The organism is Acinetobacter sp. NIPH1876 (assembly GCF_022808535.1).
GTDB lineage: Bacteria > Pseudomonadota > Gammaproteobacteria > Pseudomonadales > Moraxellaceae > Acinetobacter > Acinetobacter higginsii.
Genome location: NZ_JALGBR010000018.1, coordinates 47,547 through 65,494 on the forward strand (window position 1 = coordinate 47,547; position 17,948 = coordinate 65,494).

The following is a 17,948-nucleotide window of genomic DNA, read 5'->3' on the forward strand; positions in this document are numbered from 1 at the left end:
AAACTGGGCTTTTTTATACTTCATCTTTTATTTTAAAAAACCGTTTTCAGCTAAAAAAGCCATACTGATATTCGATTCAGTTTTCTGTTCCGCAGCCTTATCACCTAATAATAAACGCTCAATGTAGCGTGCCAGTACATCCACTTCCAAATTGACTTTGCTTCCAACCTGCCAAGTGCCAATATTGGTACGCTCTGCAGTATGTGGGATCAAATTCAAACTTAAAATATTACCGCGTAAATGGTTAATGGTCAGACTGATCCCATCGACAGTAACTGAACCTTTTTCGGCTAAATATTTGGCTAATTCAACAGGCGCTGTCACTTCAAAATACAGTGAACGTGCATCATGTCGCACTAAGGTAATTTCACCTAAACCATCCACATGTCCACTGACAATATGTCCACCAAAACGTGTGGTTGGCAGCATTGCTTTCTCGACATTGACGGCTTGACCAACTTTCCATTGACCTAGTGTGGTCCGGTTTAAACTCTCACGCGAAACGTCAGCTGCATACCAGTTTTCACCCCATTCAATCACAGTCAGGCAGATCCCGTTGGTGGCAATCGAATCCCCCAAATGTACATCAGACATATCCAAATCAGTTTGAATACGCAAACGAACGTCGCCACCTACACTTTGTAGGCTCTCAACCTTACCTAAACTTTCAATAATGCCTGTAAACATGGGAGTTTCAACCTACCTTTATTGCAGTATGTACCACTGTAAAGAAGATACCTTAAAGCAAAGAACTAGAGATAACAAGGCATGTGTAGTGCAAACACAGGCAAATAAAAAGGGCAATCTGTTGGCTGCCCTTTAGATTCTTCATAGAGTCATTATTGCATTTCAGACACTTGTTTCTCAGTCGTCGCTTTAACTTCAACTTTATGATTCACTAAGAAATGGCTAAAGAACAACTTATAACCAAGTACGCCCAAACAAGCCCCTACGATTGGTGCAAAAATCGGTACGATGAAATAAGGAATATCACGACCACCGGTAAAGGCAACAGGTCCCCAACCCGAGAAATAAGCCACGATTTTTGGGCCAAAATCACGTGCAGGGTTCATGGCAAAACCAGTCAATGGTCCAAAAGAAGCACCAATCACTGCAACCAACAGACCCACTAGAATCGGGGCCAAAGCACCACGTGGTAAGCCATTGCTGTCATCACCAATCGCCATAATCAGCCAGAGCAATAACATGGTGATAAACATTTCCACCATAAAGGCCTGACCAAGCGATAACAGATGATGCGGATAGGTTGAGAAGATCCCTGCCAGTTCCAGACTTTCGACACTGCCACGTACCATGTGATGCGTCTGTTCATAATCCACAAATAAATTGCTATACAGACCATAAACCAGAAGTGCACCCACAGACGCACCAGCAACTTGTGAAATGATATAGAAAGGCACTTTACGTTTTTCGAAACCAGCAAACAGTGCCAAAGCGATGGTCACTGCGGGATTAAGATGTGCCCCAGAAATGCCTGCAGATAAATACACTGCCAATGCAACCGCCAAACCCCATACGATACTAATTTCCCACAAGCCTAAACTCGCTCCTGCAAGCTTAAGTGCAGCCACTACACCAATACCGAATGATAAAAAAATTGCGGTAGCAAAAAATTCAGCTACGCACTGCCCCAATAAGGTGGGTTCCGAGCGACTCATAACAACCTCTCTTGGTCATCGCTGCAAATAGGCAAGACCCTAAATTAAGCTCGGCAAACTATAGTTATTTTCAGATACGGTCAATATCATTTGGTAAAAATTTGAACGATTGGTCAAAGTATTTCTATCCTTATACTCGGTGAACACGATTATAAAAATAGAGAGTAACAAGAATCTATATATTTGTTTTAAATCATTATTTATTAATTATAATTTTCTAACCTCTAATTTAAATGCATGACTTCGTATGTATAAACCAACTCAAAATTGGTAGATATTTACTATAAAAACATAGGTTTATCTTACAAATCGATCACAACAATCTAATTAACCGATACTCAGTAAATATTGGATACAAAAACACCACTTTGTGACCAAAGTGGTGTCCGTTTTATCTTACCAAAGTGCCAGTTGGGTACTGTTACCCGTGGTATCGACCCCACCCAATTCAGCGAAATGGTACAACTGCCCCAAAAGCTGTCTTAACGGTGGCCCTGACTTAGCATGGGTATCCGTGATCACAATAAATTCAAGTACGCGCGCGCGTTCAGACTGGCGTTGTTTACTGACCCGATAACGTGGAACATCTTGGGTCAATAAAGTCACTTTACCGCGCTTCAAATTGGCAGTCAGCAAGTCTTTCGGCTCTATATTTCCATCAGTCGAATAACTGGTCAAAATATAACGTGCATTAATCGTTTCCAATAACTTCTCATAGGCCTCTTTGGCATATTTAGAAGAGTTATAAGGGCTCGGACGTTCTTTACGCCAAGCTCGATCAATACCGCTTTTAAAACCTTTGGTATCTGGGGATGGCAAGTCAACTTGATCCCATAAGGTCAGTGCATTCAGAACATGATAGTTACTGCTATAAGCATGCTGATTATAGGGTGGATCAAGATAGGCGACATCAACCTCAAAACTACTCATTTGATTAGCCAAGTGCTGTGCATCGACACACCACACTTCAGCAGCTGGACGTTTAGGATCACCAATCTCACAAAAGCGGCTCGGTGTCAGCCACAATAACGATTCAATCCGCTCCAGCGCCGTTTGGGTACGTCCGCCCCAACCTTGGTGAAAACTCTTGAAAACGCCACTGGTATTACTTACGAAACTTGCGGAATACAGTAATGGTGCCAATAAAGCACTCATTTCCACATCATTAATTGCCCCCTGCGCTTGCCAAGTTGCAATCTGCTGACGAATCGCATCGATCCGCATGCCGTTACGGCGTTTGAAGAACAGGCGATCACGGGCAGGATCATACACATCATCATTACGTGGGCAGAGATTATGCGTGACCCAACCTTTAACTTCAGGCAAGCGATTCAGGTAATCAATGGCTTTCTGATAGCCGCCTAATTCTTTAAATGCAGGCGCATCAACACAAGCCAAAATCGCATTGTTCAAGGCATGACTATACGGTTCCCAGTCATTGGCAATCACGCGATAACCATTTTGACGGGCTAAACGCGAGACCACACCGCTCCCCGCAAAGAAATCAGCAAAAATCGGTGGATTCTTTTTCTTGCTATTCAGTGTCCCTGTAATCTCAAGCGCTTCTAGAATCAGATGAAGCAGTCGACGCTTATTACCGAGATACGGCACTAACTGATGAAAAAGATATTCGTCAGTCGTACGGGCAGCATGACGACGCTTGTGATAAACCGATGGTTCTGGATTCATATCATCTCTTGGATAGGGAGCAATCTTAGGCGAATGTCTTGCCCAAGTTGGGTTACATCGACCAACTCAAAACGGAGTTGCTCTGCCATTTTGCTAAATTCAGCATTAAACATAGCCCGAGCAGATTGACCAAGTAAAGTTGGTGCAACATAACTAATCATTTCATCAACCAATCCTTGTTGTAAAAAGGCCGTTGATAAAGTTGCACCTGCCTCAACCAAAACATCATAAATTTGATGTTGTTGGGACAAAGTCTGCAATAACTGGTTTAAAGGTTGCGGCGTCAATTGTATCACGCCTAAATCAGCAAGTTCTTGACGAAATGGTGTCATCACCATCACCGTTTCAGGTTGCTGTAAAATTTTTGCAGAAAGCGGGAGCTGTCCTTGTCGATCTAAAACAATCCGCTTCGGTTGCACCACTGTTGTCGGATTAACACCTTCCAAAGCACGAACATTCAATTCGCAATCATCGGCTAAAACGGTTTGAATGCCAGTGATCACCGCACCTGAAATTGCCCGCCAATGTTGTACATCTTGCCTTGCAGCTGCACCTGTAATCCACTTTGATTCACCCGACGCCATGGCAGTGCGACCATCTAGACTTGATGCTATTTTTAAGCGTACATAAGGCAGGCCAGTTGACATGGCTTTTAGAAAGCCGAAGTTGAGCGTTTTTGCGCTTTCCGTACAAATTCCCGTTTCAACCTCAATGCCTGCATCTTGTAAAATTTTAACGCCTTTACCTGCAACCAATGGATTCGGATCTGAACAGGCAATCACAACTTTTTTTACCTGAGCTTTGACCAAAGCTTCTGCACAAGGTGGTGTTCGCCCGTAATGCGCGCAAGGTTCTAAAGTGACATATGCAGTTGCATCTTTGGCGTTCTCAGCTGCCTGACGCAATGCAAATACTTCCGCATGCGGCTGCCCTGCCTTTGGATGATACCCCTCTCCAATCAATTGGCCATCCTTGACGATGACACAACCGACATTTGGATTGGGTTTAGTCGAATATTGTCCAAGTCGAGCCAATTCAATAGCACGCTGCATCCAATACTGATGTTCAGATAAATGATCGTGGGTTAACTCAGACATGATCTCTCGAATTTAAACTTCATTTTCACGTTGTTGCATTTGCTCAATTTGATGGCGAAATGCTTCTACATCTTGGAAATCTTGGTACACAGAAGCAAATCGAACATAGGCAACATGATCCAATGCAAATAATGCCTGCATCACGATTTCACCAATGGTTCTGGATTTGACATCACGCTCGCCTAGACGACGAATCTGCGATTGAATATCGCTGAGTACGGTTTCAATTTGTTCCTGAGTGACAGGACGTTTTTGTAAGGCATGCATTAAAGAGCGGCGTAGTTTGGCCTCATCAAAAGGTTCATTTTTACCGTCTGATTTGATCACACGCGGCATGACCACATCATAACTCTCAAAGGTGGTAAATCGCTCCCCACAAATGACGCATTCACGACGACGTCGAATCTGGCAGCCTTCGGCAGCCAAACGGGAGTCTATGACTTTACTATCAGCGGCGTTACAAAATGGACAATGCATAGTTGCGTGATTATTTACTCTCTTTGCTTAAGTGTAGCAAAGTTTCTGCAATTGCAGAACTAGTCGTCTAAAGCCATAAAAAAACAGCCCGTTGGGGCTGTTTTTTAAATCGCATGTTGTACAAATTATTCGATACGTTCGCCATGTTGGCTCAGGTCAAGACCCATACGTTCATCATCAGCACTGACACGGATACCAATCACCAAATCAATTACTTTCAGGATAATGAAGGTCACGATTGCGCTATACGCGATTGTTGCTAATACACCTTCGATTTGTACCCACAATTGACCGATAAAGGTTGGTGCAAGTGCAACATTTGCCGCTTTGATGATTTCATCACTGTAGAACACACCCGTAAGAATCGCACCAACAATACCACCAACAGCATGTAAACCGAACGCATCTAGAGCATCATCCGCTTTAAGCAGGCGTTTCAATGCCGTAATTCCCCAGAAGCACACCACACCACCAATTAAGCCCATGATTAATGCGCCGCCTACACCAACGAAACCAGCAGCAGGTGTAATCACCACTAAACCAGCAACCGCACCTGATGCACCACCAAGAACTGATGCTTTACCACGAACCAGACGTTCAACAATGAGCCATGAGAATGCAGCAGCGGCAGCAGCAACTTGAGTCACAAGAATCGCCATACTTGCACGCGCACCAGCACCTAAAGCACTACCACCGTTAAAGCCGAACCAACCTACCCAAATCAAGCTTGCGCCAATCACAGTTAAGGTTAAGTTATGTGGCGCCATAGATTCACGGCCAAGACCTGTACGTTTCCCTAACATGTATGCTGCAACCAAACCTGCAACACCTGCGTTAATATGAACAACCGTACCACCAGCAAAATCTAATGCACCTGCTTTGAATAACCAGCCATCAGCCGCCCATACCCAGTGAGTAATTGGTGCATAAACCAAGATTACCCATACTGCGATAAATGCCATAAATGCTGAATATTTCATACGATCAGCAATCGAACCACTGATAATCGCAACAGTGATGATGGCAAAGGTCATTTGGAAAATAACAAATAAGCTTTCAGGAATTGTCCCACTTAAGGCATCAAATGCAACGCCATTCAGCATCGCTTTGCCCAAGTCGCCCACATAGGCACCTGAACCAGAGAAAGCCAATGAGTAACCAGCAATTACCCAGATTAAACTCACTAAGATCGCCGCAGAAAGGCTGAACATCATGGTGCTGAGTACGTTTTTCTTACGCACCATACCACCATAGAACAGAGCCAAACCAGGAATAGTCATCAACAGAACCAATGCTGTTGAAACAAGAACCCAAGCTGTATCACCCGTATCCAGTGTTGCGACAGCAGCAGGAGCAGCCTCTTCAGGAGCTGGAGCTTCAACTGCAACGATTTCAGTTGTTGCAGCACCCGTATCAGCAACGGCTACAGTTTGTTCAGTTACTGGTGTTGATGCAGTATCTTCTGCCCAAACCACCGCCGAACCACCTAAGAGTGCGCCAGATAGACTGAGCGCCATAAGCATTTTTTTCATTCGTGTCCCCCAACCTTATTTTGTGAGCTATTTCTCTTATTTCTAACTCAGCAAAGTTTGTGCCAATTTAGACAGCATCTGGCCCAGTTTCACCCGTACGGATACGGATGACTTGCTCTAAATTCGTGACAAAGATTTTGCCGTCACCAATTTTGCCTGTGCTTGCGACACGAGTGATTGATTCAATGACTGCGTCCACCATTTCATCGCTAATTGCAATTTCAATCTTTACTTTCGGTAAGAAATCAACCACATACTCTGCACCACGATACAGTTCTGTATGACCTTTTTGACGTCCGAAACCTTTGACTTCAGTTACGGTAATCCCTTGAACACCAATCTCAGAGAGTGCTTCACGCACATCATCTAATTTAAATGGTTTTACAATTGCAGTTACAAGCTTCATGTTTGTTTTCCTTCGGCTTATTTTCACCAGTAAGGTTTTATGTTCAATTTTCATGCCAATATTTAAAGGTTGGGGGTTTTTAAATATTGAGCACAAGCTTTCTTTATAACCTATTTAGGCTTGAAGATGTAGATAGTGCATCGAAAATAAGCTTCATTTCGCTATATTGAATGAAATCAACCAGTCACTCATCCCTCTGTCCCGAAGTGTGCTAGAGGAATATAGCCAGCAGTGATACACTGAGCAGCAAATATACATAACCTATTGAGCACTTTATGATTGAGACTCTTTTACAGGCAATTTTGCAACAAGTTGACCAACCTAAAAAAGACCTAGAAAAAAACTTACGTGCGTTATTGAGTGAAAGCATCGAAAAGTTAGACCTTGTCTCTAAACAAGAGCTTGATCGCCAACGAACTGCTCTCAATACGGCCAATCAACGCCTCACTGAGCTGCAACAGCAAATGAAAATACTTGAAGAAATTGTTCAGAATAAAAAATAAGCACCAATTCGGTGCGAATAGCACCGAAAAATGATTAAAAATAAAGCACCACAATGGAACAACAATAAGATGTCTTTTGCCAAGATTTATACACGAGGCTTATTGGGGCTACATGCCCCACAAATTGAAGTTGAAGTTCACATCAGTTCAGGCTTGCCTTCACTCACAATTGTGGGTCTACCTGAAGCTGCAGTACGTGAAAGTAAAGATCGTGTCCGTTCAGCCATTATTAATAGCGGTTTTCAGTTCCCAACCAAGCGCTTAACCATCAATTTAGCACCCGCTGACCTCCCTAAAGATGGTTCTAGACTTGATTTACCCATTGCTCTTGGCATCCTGATTGCTTCAGGACAATTACCAGAAGATAGCACTGAAGGCTTTGAATTCATTGGGGAACTGGCATTAGATGGACATTTACGCCCGATTTCAGGCGCATTGACGATTGCGATGGCCTGCCAACAAGCAGAGCATCGTCTGTTACTGCCTAAAGGTAATTTAGAAGAAGCCAATCAGCTTCCCAATTTTGAGGTATATGCTGCCAATCACCTACAGGATGTCTGTGCACATTTTTCGGGCAATTCTCAAATTACTGCTGCACCACAAAGAGCAATTCATGGTTTAACATCTTATCAACTCGACCTCGCAGATGTTAAAGGACAACTTCGCCCACGTCGCGCTTTAGAAATTGCTGCGGCAGGTGGACACTCATTATTGTTCAAAGGACCACCTGGCACTGGTAAAACACTGTTGGCTTCACGGCTACCCTCTATTTTGCCTCCGCTCAATGCACAGGAAAATTTAGAAGTCGCCAGTATTTACTCGGTTGCCAATGCACAACATCGCTTTGGACAACGCCCTTTCCGATCACCGCACCATACCGCATCTGCGATCGCCTTGGTCGGTGGTGGTTGTCATTTCCAAAGAACTATGCGACATTACAAACAACTATGCGACAAATAATCTGATAAGTAAGAAGAAAATAGATCCTAACTAAATAAGGTAGTTATAAATATTTTTAATGTTGCTTGAATTGACCATCCTGAATAAGATCATCTAATTCATCTTCAAAGTCCTCTAACTTATGTTTTAATGACTTTATTGAATGGATCAATCTTGTATTTTGTGGATGCCTTGGATTCTTTAATTTGTGATAAATTTCTAACAATTCAGATCGTTGAGAATTAAGTCTATCAATTTGAGCTTCAAGCGCCACTCTCGGTGTCCATTTAGCAAGGAGCTCTTGTTCATATTTATTTAATTCCTGATCTGACATCACTTCTAATTGTGCATTCATTTAGCTGTGTTCCATTACTTACATTCGTTTATTTTAGAATAAAACCCCACATAAAGATCAAATGTCCAATTAAAAGGAGAATCAATCTATTCAAACTCCCCCTGTTTGATGAAGACTTTGATATTAAACAATTGGATAATTATGAGAGAAGTAGATTTAGGTTCTAACTTAGTAGAGTTCTATACAAAACCTATTCGAGGTCGGCTTTTTGTAGTTGGTGACCTACATGGTTGCTATACATTACTTATGAATAAGTTAGAAGAACTAGAATTTAACTTTCAGCAGGATTTATTGGTCTCCGTTGGAGATTTGGTTGATCGCGGCCAAGAAAATCTTGAATGCCTAAGTCTTATTAATGAGCCCTGGTTTAAAGCAATCCGTGGCAATCATGAACAGATGTGTATTGAAGCAACTTTTGATAATGAAATGAAAGAAATGCATGCTTATCATGGTGGAGACTGGTTATATAAGCTACCTACTGTTCAACAACAAATTGTTGTTGAACAGTGTCTCAATTTACCGATCATTCTTGAAATTCATCATAATAATAAAGTTTATGGTTTTGTGCATGCAGATATACATATCAATGACTGGGATAATTTCAAACAAGAGGTTCTTAAAAATAACTACTTCATTGAAGGTGAACAATCTGCCATGCAAATTGCATTATGGCATAGAGGACGTGTCCGTTTTAGTACATACAATCCTATCTATAAGACTGTAACGGGAGTTGATGAAATTTATTTCGGCCATACTGTAGTCAAGGAACCTGTTAAGCATCAGAATTGTTTTTTTATCGATACTGGTGCTGTTTTTGGGGGACCTTTAACCATTCTTGAACTATAAGAGATCTATGTTAGGTTTCATATTTTAGTATCTTGACGTAAACATACTTCTTTCAGGAAATTTACATGTTAAAATGTAAAAACCAAAACACTATATATAGTATCCATAAAAACAAAAAACACTATATATGCATAAAAACAAGCTTAAACCCATTAAAACGAAACATTTTAGGAATAATTTGAAGAAAAATTTGCATACTCTTTTCTGTTCAGTTATTATTCGATTAACTTGATCTGTAAGTCAATCATCTTGGAGGTGAATATGACTCATTTCAATCCTGACATGCTTAGTATTGCACGAAACTTTCGTGGTCTTAGTCAAACTGAACTAATTGCTGAAATGGGACAGTCTATTACCCAGGCTTCATTATCTAAAATTGAAAGTGGGGACTTAAAACCCTCCGATGAAGTTATCCATAATCTATCCAATGCCCTACATTTCCCTATACGATTTTTCGAACATATTGAAAAGCTAAATGCACTGCCAATTAGTTTGCATGCATACAGAAAAAAAAGCTCTACCACAGCTAAAGCATTGAGCCGCATGAATGCTGAAATGATGTTAAAAATGGGCCATGTACAAACATTAGAATTATTCACAAATGTGCCAAAAAGAAAAAATTCCTTACCAACTTTTAAAATTGGCCTAGATATAAACACTCCTCAAGAAGCTGCTAAAAAACTTAGGTCATTGTGGGCATTAGGGAATGAACCTCTTGAAAACCTAACTGCCACTGTGGAAGATGCAGGGGTTTTAGTCTTTTTATGCGACTTTAAAGATAACAATGTTGATGGCGTATCCTTAAAAATGCATGGTGTGTCTCCATGTGTATTTCTAAATGCAAACCAGCCAAATGACAGAATACGCTTCACACTAGCACATGAACTTGGGCATTTGGTCCTCCATGAAGAGCCATCTGAGTTCATGGAAAAAGAAGCAAATGACTTTGCTGCCGAATTCTTAATGCCAGAAGAAAAAATTATTGATCAATTAGGTTCAACTAATTTAGCTCACTATCTAAGACTTAAAAAGGAATGGAAAACCTCAATGGCAGCCTTAATCTATAGGGCGTCAGAGTTAGGAACTATAACTTCAAGTCAAAGTGCCAATTTATGGCGGCAGATGGCTATGCGTGGTTATCGTAAAGTTGAACCAAATGAATTGGATCGAGAACCGACATATAGAGTAGCTTCAATGCTCTTTGACTACGCAATAGATGCAAAAAAAACATCAACATCTGTCATTAGTGAGTTATCTCAATTATTTGACTTATATGAAGATGACTTTAAAAAACTATATTATTTTGACCTAGATTCAATGGAGACTATTGAGATGGTTTCATAAATTAAAAAGCCGACTCTATTGGGTAGAGTCGGCTTGATAGATTTTCACACAGGAAAGGCATATGGCTCTAAGCCCTACGCATACCTCATGTTAGATCTGGCTGTCAGAACCCCATTCTAACATTTAGGCCCGTAAATCTCAAGATTTACCCGCTTATTTTGGTATGCGCCCTGAAAAACGAGCCGCCAAAATAGGAGGGCTAACAATGCCTACCGAAAATCAAGACTTCGTGTTTTGTAAATCTTATCGCCATAAATCTGGAAAAATTATTGTCCATCCAACTGGATATTTTAAATTTCCCAGAACTCGGCCATTGAAAGAAGAAAAGGATGCTATCCGTAATAAAAAATCGGATGATCCTGATAACTCAAACTCAATATCGTAAACAAGGTTAAATAACCTACTGCTATGCAACAAAGTTCACAGCAGTACGTTACTTAATTTTTCTGATCGCACTTAATTTTATGCCCCATTTTAGTACATGGGCTCAGAGAGAATTATGACAACTCAACAGCAGTTTCTTGACCTACTTTCCGATATTGAACCATCTACAACAACGGTTAATGATTGTTCAAGCGCACATAATACGCTTCGTGATGCTTTAAAAGTGCATAATGAATTCAGCAAAGTACATGTGCATACATTCTTATCAGGTTCTTATAAAAGAAATACGGCAGTACGTCCGACTACCATAGGCGGAATCACACAAAGGCCAGATGTAGATATTATTGCCCTTACAAATCACACAATTAATGATGATCCTCAAATTGTCCTTGATGCAGTACATACTGCATTAAAGGATATTGGATATACCGATCTTACCGTTAACCGTCGTTCAGTAAATGTTAAGTTGAAAAAAGTTGATATGGATGTTGTCCCTATCATTTCAGATGGATATGGCGGCTATCTGATTCCAGACATTCATCTTGAAGAATGGCTAGTTACCAACCCTCCAGCCCATACCGAGTGGACTGTTGAGGTGAATAAAAATGCAAATGGTCGATTTAAGCCTCTTGTGAAGCTATTTAAATGGTGGCGTCGTGAGAACTTGTCTGATTTAAAAAGACCAAAAGGATTCATTTTAGAATGCCTGGTTGCCAAGCATATGAATTACTACGAATCCAACTATGAAAAGTTGTTTGTTTATCTTTTAGAAACGATCAGGGATTCTTATGGGATTTATGCGTCACTAGGCATAATTCCACATTTAGAAGATCCTGGTGTTGCAGGCAATAATGTTTTTTCTGCGGTTACAGCAGATGAGTTCAAAACTTTTTATGAAAAGGTAGAAGAACAAGCTGTTATTGCACGAAACGCCTTAAATGAAACAGATGATGATAAAGCATTAGCCCTATGGCGGCAGGTTCTGGGTAATCGTTTTCCACGTTCGGCATCACACAAAAGTGCAAACTCTGCTGATATGGCCAGCTCTTTAATCCGTTCTGCTCTAGGTGCGGGATTAACCTTTCCATCAACCCCTGTTTATCCAAATAAACCAGGAGGCTTTGCGTAATGGAACTGCTAAAAACACCATTAGAACGCCTAGCTCAAGAACGGCAGTTATTGACTGATCTTGAGAAAGAGAAAAATAGTTTTAAGATTCAGGAGTGGAACTCAACAGACACAAATGAACTGCATTTGAACTTCTCTCTAAAGATAGGAACTATAGATTTTAATGGTGTTTTAGTATATCCAGAGCTTTTCCCAGAGCTACCAGCATATATACGCCCACAAAAATCTGGTGAAAGATGGAGTATCTTGCACCAGTATGGTGGTTCAGGAGTGCTGTGTCTAGAATATGGCCCAGATAATTGGAATACCAATATCAGTGGAGTGGATCTAGTTAGAAGTGCCCAGCTTCTTTTATTAACAGATGCAATGACTGTATTGGAGATGAATGTAGAACCTGTACCATCTAGGCATTCTGAAACAATAGGTCAAAAATTAAGAGGTGTTTCAGAAAGGTTCATTGAAACACCTATGTTACGTCACATACTCTTGGGTAGTGATTCTGAGAAAATGGACTTTAAGATTGCCATCTCAAGCTTTCGAGACAAAACCGTTATTGTTCCAACAAATATTCAGAACAAACCTCTACCTGACATCGTACCATCATTTTCTAATGAAAGATTTGAATTGTCTGGATGGGCGATACGAATTGATTCTGTTCCTCAATTAAAGGAATCCGTAAATGACCGAGTTTCATTAGAATCCTTTTTAGGCAATTTATGGCCTGCTCAAGAGGAATTCACAAATTCCATACAGCCTATATTGTTATATGACTTAAAGGGTAACTTGGAACTATTCTTGATTAATAATACAGCACCACTTTTCGTAAGTTATCCTGCTATTAATCTACATGATGATCAGAATCAAAGATTGCCAGCACAATTTAGCCATCTCAATAATACAAGGATAGCAATTGTAGGTCTTGGATCGTTAGGAAGTAAAATTGCAATTTCACTGGCACGGTCGGGCTGTAAAAACTTTCTACTTATTGATGATGATATTCTGGCCCCACACAATCTTGTCCGTAATGAACTCAGCTGGTTAGATGTTGGCTTTGCTAAAACCCATGCTGTTGAAAGAGCATTAAAACGAACAGTATTAGACATAGAAGTTGAAACGTATGAAATGCAAATTGGTGGACAGGAAAATCCTCATTTAAATTCCAATATCGCTAATGCCATTGCCACATGTAATCTGATTATTGATGCGACAGCAAGCTCACATACATTTCTAACCTTAGCTGCAATTGCTAAAAGAAAACATATACCAATGGTATGGGGTGAAATCTTTGGTGGCGGTGGTGGAGCAATGATGGCCCGTAGTCGCCCAACGTTAGATGCCTCACCTTTAGAGCTTCGCAATCATATTTATGGTGTCTTACAAACGTTGGAACCAATCCCAGAAGGCAAAGTTAATAATTACTGCTTTCAAACACAAAACCAAACATATATTGCATCAGATGCAGATGTAACGGCTCTTGCAGCGTCTATGACGCAGTTCACATTAGATACTTTATGTACAATTGATGAGCAATCCTCTTATCCATATTCAGCATATTTAATAGGGTTCCGTAAATATTGGATATTTCAATGTCCTTTTGATACTCATCCTATCGATTGTTCAGGTGCGTTAGTAACAGAATCTCCTACGGATAAACAGATATCTGAAAGTGAAAATGGCAATTCTATTGAAGAGCCTGAACCGATGAAAGGTTAATACTGATGCTGAAAATATCCATTCCTACTGATATACAAATTTTACTGATAAAAGCCCTGTTGAAGTCTGGAACCCACGAATGTGGCGGTGTTTTAATGGGTGAGCATATAGGTACAAACCATTTTAGAGTTAGCTCATTAACTGTTCAAAAGAGTGGAACGATAGCATCCTTTGTACGTGGAATTACGGATGCTATTAAAGCAATTCGCCTTTTTCATAAATCAACAAACAATAATTATCAAAAATTTAACTATTTAGGTGAATGGCATAGCCATCCTCTCTTTAGTGTACAACCCAGCAGTAAAGACCATCACACCATGAGGGAATTGGTGTCCGATCCAAAAGTTGGGGCAAATTTTGTAGTCTTACTGATTTTTCATTTAAAAAACAATCATCTTGAGGGCAGTGCTCACACCTACCTATCAGATGGTTCCTGTTACCGATCCACCCTAGATTTAGAGAGATAATAATGAGTGCGAGTCTGTTAGAAAAACAATCAACTGGTGGTGCGATTGCACGAGTAGGATTTGAATATCAGGATGCATTTGTATTAAGGAGCTTACCGCTATGGCTTTCACAAAGTGCATTTAGCCATATAGTGAGTGAAGCATTAAGTGATATAGAAGTTTGTTATTTTTCTTCGGAAAAGTCATTACATGTAATGTATGAAGCAAAAAATCACTCCTTAACGGCTACGGAATTTTGGGATGAAATAAGGCGTTTTAAAAGTCTTTTTGATACCCACCCAAAAAACTTTATTTGGTTTAATTTAGTATGCCCAAGTTATAACACCGCTATCTCACCATTAATTTCAAAAATAGACCGATTAAGAGGGGTTGGATCTTCTTATGATGACGACTCTTCAGTTTCAGTGAATGGGCGCTCGGAATACCTTGATTGGTGTGTTGGTAAAAAAATTGATTTCTCTTTAGCTGAATTTGCTCTTGATTATGTTGGTTTCATAACTTTTAATTCTGAGAATAGTGAGTCTATATTTCTAAGTGAAATTCAAGACACAATAAATATTGAACTGCTCAGGAGTCAGGTCAAACAACTAAAAGATCAGTTCAAAAATCTAATTTCTCGTTCATCTTTTGGTCCAATATATCGTAAAGACTTTGAAAGTTTTATTTGCCATGCTCTTGAAGAAGATATAAGTAGAAGTCAGTGGCTATCCGATCCTATAAAAATTAATCTTTCAGCATCATCCAGTCAGTATCAAGACTTAAACTTAGATATTAGTGATTTCAATGGTCCTGATCGTGCTCAAAAAAACTCCAGCGACTGGAACAACCTAATCAAAAAAGCAGTATCGATTGGGGATTTTATTCATAGCAGTGGTGACCGTAGAACCCTCCTTATAGATGGCAAACAAAGAATGTCCAACGCATGTATGCTTGGCTATGTTTTTAGTGCCACACGTAACTTCCTACTTGAAATAGAACATAATGGCCTCGCTTATCGCACTGATGACCATAAACAGAAAGAGGGACAATTTTTTAATAAAATCGACCCTGTTGAGCTACAGGGTGAAACTGAAGCCATAGTTACTATCGGATTTCCTACAACTATAGGTAAAGACATTGACTCTACAATGGATGAAGTAAAGAGCTTACCTAGACTGAATTTAGAAAGCTCTTATGTGATTGATAATATGGAAACTCTAAATCTTGCTGTGAGAGAGGCAAAATCCGCTTTAGTTTCATTCAAATCTGAAAATAAGTTATCTAAATTACACCTCTTTATTAAAGCACCCTCAGTTTTTGCAATGGTCTTGGGACATCGCTTGAATGGTATTTGCGATATCCAGCTTTACGATTGGGTAGATGGGCAATATATCCCTACAGCCGAACTGAACTTATAAGAAGAATTGACTAGTCGATAATATTACCAATAGAGAGGTTGATCATGAACAATCATTCTAATGAAGAAAATACTGATAACTCTTTAGATAAAAAAAAATCACCCGCATTCAAAGTTCTTGAATCCAATGCTGAAAAGTTCTTAATGGTGTGGTGGTATGGGGCGTTAGCAAAAGCTGAACGTAGAAATACCCAACCTAAAGTTCATGTGGCTTTTAGGGAACTTCTGGAAGATTACACACCCACAGATAATTTTATTTTTATTGATGCCAATATAACAGATTTGGTGTCTTGGCCTATTGGCACAGTTTGGCATCATGAACGATTGGTTGATTATCTTCCCTTAGAAATACGGGAGTTTGATATTGACCATACGGATTTTAAACATACCTATGTTCAAACATATAAGCGAGACGAAAAGACTGGGGAAATAGATCATTTCCTCTCAAACATAAATGAATTTTATATTAAGCCAAGCAAACGTGAGAATTGTATTTCTTTCTCCTTAACGGATCAGGAATATAAGGAACTTCTCGTACCTTGTTTTGAGTTTCTGGTTAGAGGGTATGGTCTATCTACTGAACTTCCTAGAATTCTGACAACATACGATGAGGCCGAACGGCATGAACGGCTCTACACTCCTCATCCAGGAGAGGAAGGCACATGGACTGTTCTTATAGGTGATGGCCTTACATTAAATGACCATGTATTTATTGCCTATTATCAATACAGTGAATATACCCAAAATGCTGTAAGGATATTATTTAGCAGTATTGCAAAACATGATGATTTTGATAAAAAAAATCATATATACCCTAAAGTAATGCCATGGCACGAGGAAACGAGAAAGATTCGAGTTTCAGGTTTCAATATTTCTGGTACCAATGCTTTTTTAGGTCTAAGAATTCTTGGAATAGATTTACCAGATCAAACCCTCATCAGAAGTGTCACAAAGGAAGTTCACCAAGTTAAGAAACCTATAGACCACAACGCACCTAAGCCTCCTGAGCTACAACTAGGCTCTGGTCAGATTAATGTATCTGAAGATCAAGGAGGGCGCAGACCATTGTCACAAACGGTTATTTTAGATCATGAATTTGAATGGTTAGGTTCAGGACCCATCGCGAAAAAAAGTAAAACAAAACATGAAAGAACCATTACTCGGTCACAAAGGAAGAAAAATATAAAAGAAACCAATACAGTTGGTACAGGGGAACCTGATAGCTCCAAGGATGTTCTTAATGCCACAATTAATCCGACCACTAATAAAGATAATGCCACAGAATTTGAAGCTCCAGAACAAGGAAGAATTATGGACCTTTGGAATGCTTGCGTAAAAGCACGCTTGTTAAATCCCAGTATTGTCAATGCAGTACACTATTATACTTTTGAAGAAGACTTTAATTACAACGATAAACCCACTCTAATGGCCTTTTCCGTCAATTCAGAAACTTTAGAAAATGAAGATATTTCAGATGGAGAAAAGCAAGCTTATAAAAATTGGTGTTATGCAAATTCAAATAAAACAGCAACTCGCGGAGCATTAGTCATTCGACTATCTCTTAAAAATTGCCCTCCAGTTTATATTTTCGATATACAACCAGCGATTTATATTTCAAATGTAGAGGGAAAAAGCATCCACAAGGAACGTGGGCATTCTGGGCTAGTATTTAGGTCAAAGACCCTAGAACAATTTGAACAGTATATTTCTGATCTCATGAAGAGCTTACCTTTGTCAGAGGGCTCTTATTCGAAAACTCTTCAGGGCTCCAATCTTGTTACCCAATTATTTGTTTTTAGGCGCTCAAAATCTGCTGGCTTTTCAGATGGTGAATCAACTTTATTGAATGCTCTAAGAAAAATTGGAATTACCAATATTCAGTTAAAGGAAAAAACAGAAGAAAAGCCCACGGTAATCCCCCCGAAAAATAAAAGGATGTAAAAGTAGAATTTTCTCTTAAGATAGAAGCAGGAGATTCTGCATGAAAACATCT

General features: G+C 39.8%; 17 protein-coding genes and 1 pseudogene. 10 read left to right on the forward strand and 8 right to left on the reverse strand.

Features of this window, described 5'->3' with window-relative positions:
* Window positions 1-27: 27 nt before the first annotated feature.
* The 7 genes from MN869_RS17615 to glnK form a co-directional block, all read right to left on the reverse strand.
* Window positions 28-687, reverse strand: coding sequence for a riboflavin synthase (locus MN869_RS17615; RefSeq protein ID WP_004656373.1), 660 nt, complete (start codon window positions 685-687; stop codon window positions 28-30).
* A gap of 152 nt (window positions 688-839) precedes the next feature.
* On the reverse strand, window positions 840-1,679 hold the full coding sequence (locus MN869_RS17620; protein WP_243308882.1) for an MIP/aquaporin family protein: 840 nt from the start codon (window positions 1,677-1,679) through the stop codon (window positions 840-842).
* A gap of 396 nt (window positions 1,680-2,075) precedes the next feature.
* Window positions 2,076-3,368: a DNA adenine methylase gene (locus MN869_RS17625; protein WP_171551633.1), complete on the reverse strand. Its 1,293-nt coding sequence runs from the start codon at window positions 3,366-3,368 to the stop codon at window positions 2,076-2,078.
* On the reverse strand, window positions 3,365-4,465 hold the full coding sequence (gene ribD / locus MN869_RS17630) for a bifunctional diaminohydroxyphosphoribosylaminopyrimidine deaminase/5-amino-6-(5-phosphoribosylamino)uracil reductase RibD (protein WP_243308883.1): 1,101 nt from the start codon (window positions 4,463-4,465) through the stop codon (window positions 3,365-3,367). Before ribD ends, MN869_RS17625 begins: the two co-directional genes overlap by 4 nt.
* A gap of 12 nt (window positions 4,466-4,477) precedes the next feature.
* Window positions 4,478-4,942: a transcriptional regulator NrdR gene (gene nrdR, locus MN869_RS17635; protein ID WP_171551635.1), complete on the reverse strand. Its 465-nt coding sequence runs from the start codon at window positions 4,940-4,942 to the stop codon at window positions 4,478-4,480.
* A gap of 125 nt (window positions 4,943-5,067) precedes the next feature.
* Window positions 5,068-6,474: an ammonium transporter gene (locus MN869_RS17640; protein ID WP_243308885.1), complete on the reverse strand. Its 1,407-nt coding sequence runs from the start codon at window positions 6,472-6,474 to the stop codon at window positions 5,068-5,070.
* Window positions 6,475-6,541: 67 nt separating this feature from the next.
* The gene (glnK, locus tag MN869_RS17645) at window positions 6,542-6,880 is read right to left on the reverse strand and encodes a P-II family nitrogen regulator (protein ID WP_004656379.1); all 339 of its coding nucleotides are present in this window, start codon (window positions 6,878-6,880) and stop codon (window positions 6,542-6,544) included.
* 275 nt (window positions 6,881-7,155) lie between these two features.
* Here glnK and MN869_RS17650 point away from each other — a divergent pair, with 275 nt between their 5' ends.
* Together MN869_RS17650 and MN869_RS17655 are read left to right on the forward strand one after the other, a co-directional pair.
* A complete protein-coding gene (locus tag MN869_RS17650; protein WP_004802123.1) occupies window positions 7,156-7,383 on the forward strand; it encodes an accessory factor UbiK family protein in 228 nt (75 codons plus the stop codon).
* A 69-nt stretch (window positions 7,384-7,452) separates the two neighbouring features.
* A pseudogene (locus tag MN869_RS17655) lies at window positions 7,453-8,292 on the forward strand (magnesium chelatase domain-containing protein); the annotation flags it as partial.
* 106 nt (window positions 8,293-8,398) lie between these two features.
* On the opposite strand, the gene MN869_RS17660 reads toward MN869_RS17655, so the two are convergent.
* A complete protein-coding gene (locus tag MN869_RS17660; protein ID WP_000993734.1) occupies window positions 8,399-8,677 on the reverse strand; it encodes a hypothetical protein in 279 nt (92 codons plus the stop codon).
* Window positions 8,678-8,818: 141 nt separating this feature from the next.
* On the opposite strand from MN869_RS17660, the gene MN869_RS17665 reads away from it, so the two are divergent.
* The 8 genes from MN869_RS17665 (at window position 8,819) to MN869_RS17700 (ending at window position 17,896) form a co-directional block, all read left to right on the forward strand.
* Complete coding sequence (locus MN869_RS17665; RefSeq protein ID WP_001209420.1) at window positions 8,819-9,523, forward strand: metallophosphoesterase; 705 nt, start codon at window positions 8,819-8,821, stop codon at window positions 9,521-9,523.
* Window positions 9,524-9,784: 261 nt separating this feature from the next.
* Window positions 9,785-10,867, forward strand: a complete 1,083-nt coding sequence (locus tag MN869_RS17670) for an XRE family transcriptional regulator (RefSeq protein WP_000148670.1) — start codon at window positions 9,785-9,787, stop codon at window positions 10,865-10,867.
* A gap of 205 nt (window positions 10,868-11,072) precedes the next feature.
* A complete protein-coding gene (locus tag MN869_RS17675) occupies window positions 11,073-11,252 on the forward strand; it encodes a hypothetical protein (protein ID WP_001141890.1) in 180 nt (59 codons plus the stop codon).
* A gap of 114 nt (window positions 11,253-11,366) precedes the next feature.
* On the forward strand, window positions 11,367-12,380 hold the full coding sequence (locus tag MN869_RS17680) for a nucleotidyltransferase (protein ID WP_000211631.1): 1,014 nt from the start codon (window positions 11,367-11,369) through the stop codon (window positions 12,378-12,380).
* Window positions 12,380-14,092, forward strand: a complete 1,713-nt coding sequence (locus tag MN869_RS17685) for a ThiF family adenylyltransferase (protein ID WP_004756392.1) — start codon at window positions 12,380-12,382, stop codon at window positions 14,090-14,092. The genes MN869_RS17680 and MN869_RS17685 overlap by 1 nt, the downstream gene beginning before the upstream one ends.
* 5 nt (window positions 14,093-14,097) lie before the next feature.
* A complete protein-coding gene (locus MN869_RS17690) occupies window positions 14,098-14,559 on the forward strand; it encodes a Mov34/MPN/PAD-1 family protein (protein WP_004756394.1) in 462 nt (153 codons plus the stop codon).
* A 2-nt stretch (window positions 14,560-14,561) separates the two neighbouring features.
* Entirely contained in the window at window positions 14,562-15,956 is a 1,395-nt protein-coding gene (locus MN869_RS17695; protein ID WP_004756395.1) for a dsDNA nuclease domain-containing protein, read from the forward strand.
* A 44-nt stretch (window positions 15,957-16,000) separates the two neighbouring features.
* Window positions 16,001-17,896 carry a hypothetical protein gene (locus MN869_RS17700; RefSeq protein ID WP_005249671.1) on the forward strand — a complete coding sequence of 632 codons (1,896 nt, stop codon included), beginning with the start codon at window positions 16,001-16,003 and terminating at the stop codon, window positions 17,894-17,896.
* Window positions 17,897-17,948: the final 52 nt, after the last annotated feature.

What these genes read in the sequence shown, in the direction of transcription:
- nrdR (WP_171551635.1), bottom strand. Translation starts at nt 4,942, where the DNA reads ATGCATTGTCCATTTTGTAACGCCGCTGATAGTAAAGTCATAGACTCC.
- MN869_RS17665 (WP_001209420.1), top strand. Translation starts at nt 8,819, where the DNA reads ATGAGAGAAGTAGATTTAGGTTCTAACTTAGTAGAGTTCTATACAAAA.
- glnK (WP_004656379.1), bottom strand. Translation starts at nt 6,880, where the DNA reads ATGAAGCTTGTAACTGCAATTGTAAAACCATTTAAATTAGATGATGTG.
- MN869_RS17685 (WP_004756392.1), top strand. Translation starts at nt 12,380, where the DNA reads ATGGAACTGCTAAAAACACCATTAGAACGCCTAGCTCAAGAACGGCAG.
- MN869_RS17690 (WP_004756394.1), top strand. Translation starts at nt 14,098, where the DNA reads ATGCTGAAAATATCCATTCCTACTGATATACAAATTTTACTGATAAAA.
- MN869_RS17695 (WP_004756395.1), top strand. Translation starts at nt 14,562, where the DNA reads ATGAGTGCGAGTCTGTTAGAAAAACAATCAACTGGTGGTGCGATTGCA.
- MN869_RS17675 (WP_001141890.1), top strand. Translation starts at nt 11,073, where the DNA reads ATGCCTACCGAAAATCAAGACTTCGTGTTTTGTAAATCTTATCGCCAT.
- MN869_RS17680 (WP_000211631.1), top strand. Translation starts at nt 11,367, where the DNA reads ATGACAACTCAACAGCAGTTTCTTGACCTACTTTCCGATATTGAACCA.
- ribD (WP_243308883.1), bottom strand. Translation starts at nt 4,465, where the DNA reads ATGTCTGAGTTAACCCACGATCATTTATCTGAACATCAGTATTGGATG.
- MN869_RS17615 (WP_004656373.1), bottom strand. Translation starts at nt 687, where the DNA reads ATGTTTACAGGCATTATTGAAAGTTTAGGTAAGGTTGAGAGCCTACAA.
- MN869_RS17700 (WP_005249671.1), top strand. Translation starts at nt 16,001, where the DNA reads ATGAACAATCATTCTAATGAAGAAAATACTGATAACTCTTTAGATAAA.
- MN869_RS17670 (WP_000148670.1), top strand. Translation starts at nt 9,785, where the DNA reads ATGACTCATTTCAATCCTGACATGCTTAGTATTGCACGAAACTTTCGT.
- MN869_RS17620 (WP_243308882.1), bottom strand. Translation starts at nt 1,679, where the DNA reads ATGAGTCGCTCGGAACCCACCTTATTGGGGCAGTGCGTAGCTGAATTT.
- MN869_RS17640 (WP_243308885.1), bottom strand. Translation starts at nt 6,474, where the DNA reads ATGAAAAAAATGCTTATGGCGCTCAGTCTATCTGGCGCACTCTTAGGT.
- MN869_RS17650 (WP_004802123.1), top strand. Translation starts at nt 7,156, where the DNA reads ATGATTGAGACTCTTTTACAGGCAATTTTGCAACAAGTTGACCAACCT.
- MN869_RS17660 (WP_000993734.1), bottom strand. Translation starts at nt 8,677, where the DNA reads ATGAATGCACAATTAGAAGTGATGTCAGATCAGGAATTAAATAAATAT.
- MN869_RS17625 (WP_171551633.1), bottom strand. Translation starts at nt 3,368, where the DNA reads ATGAATCCAGAACCATCGGTTTATCACAAGCGTCGTCATGCTGCCCGT.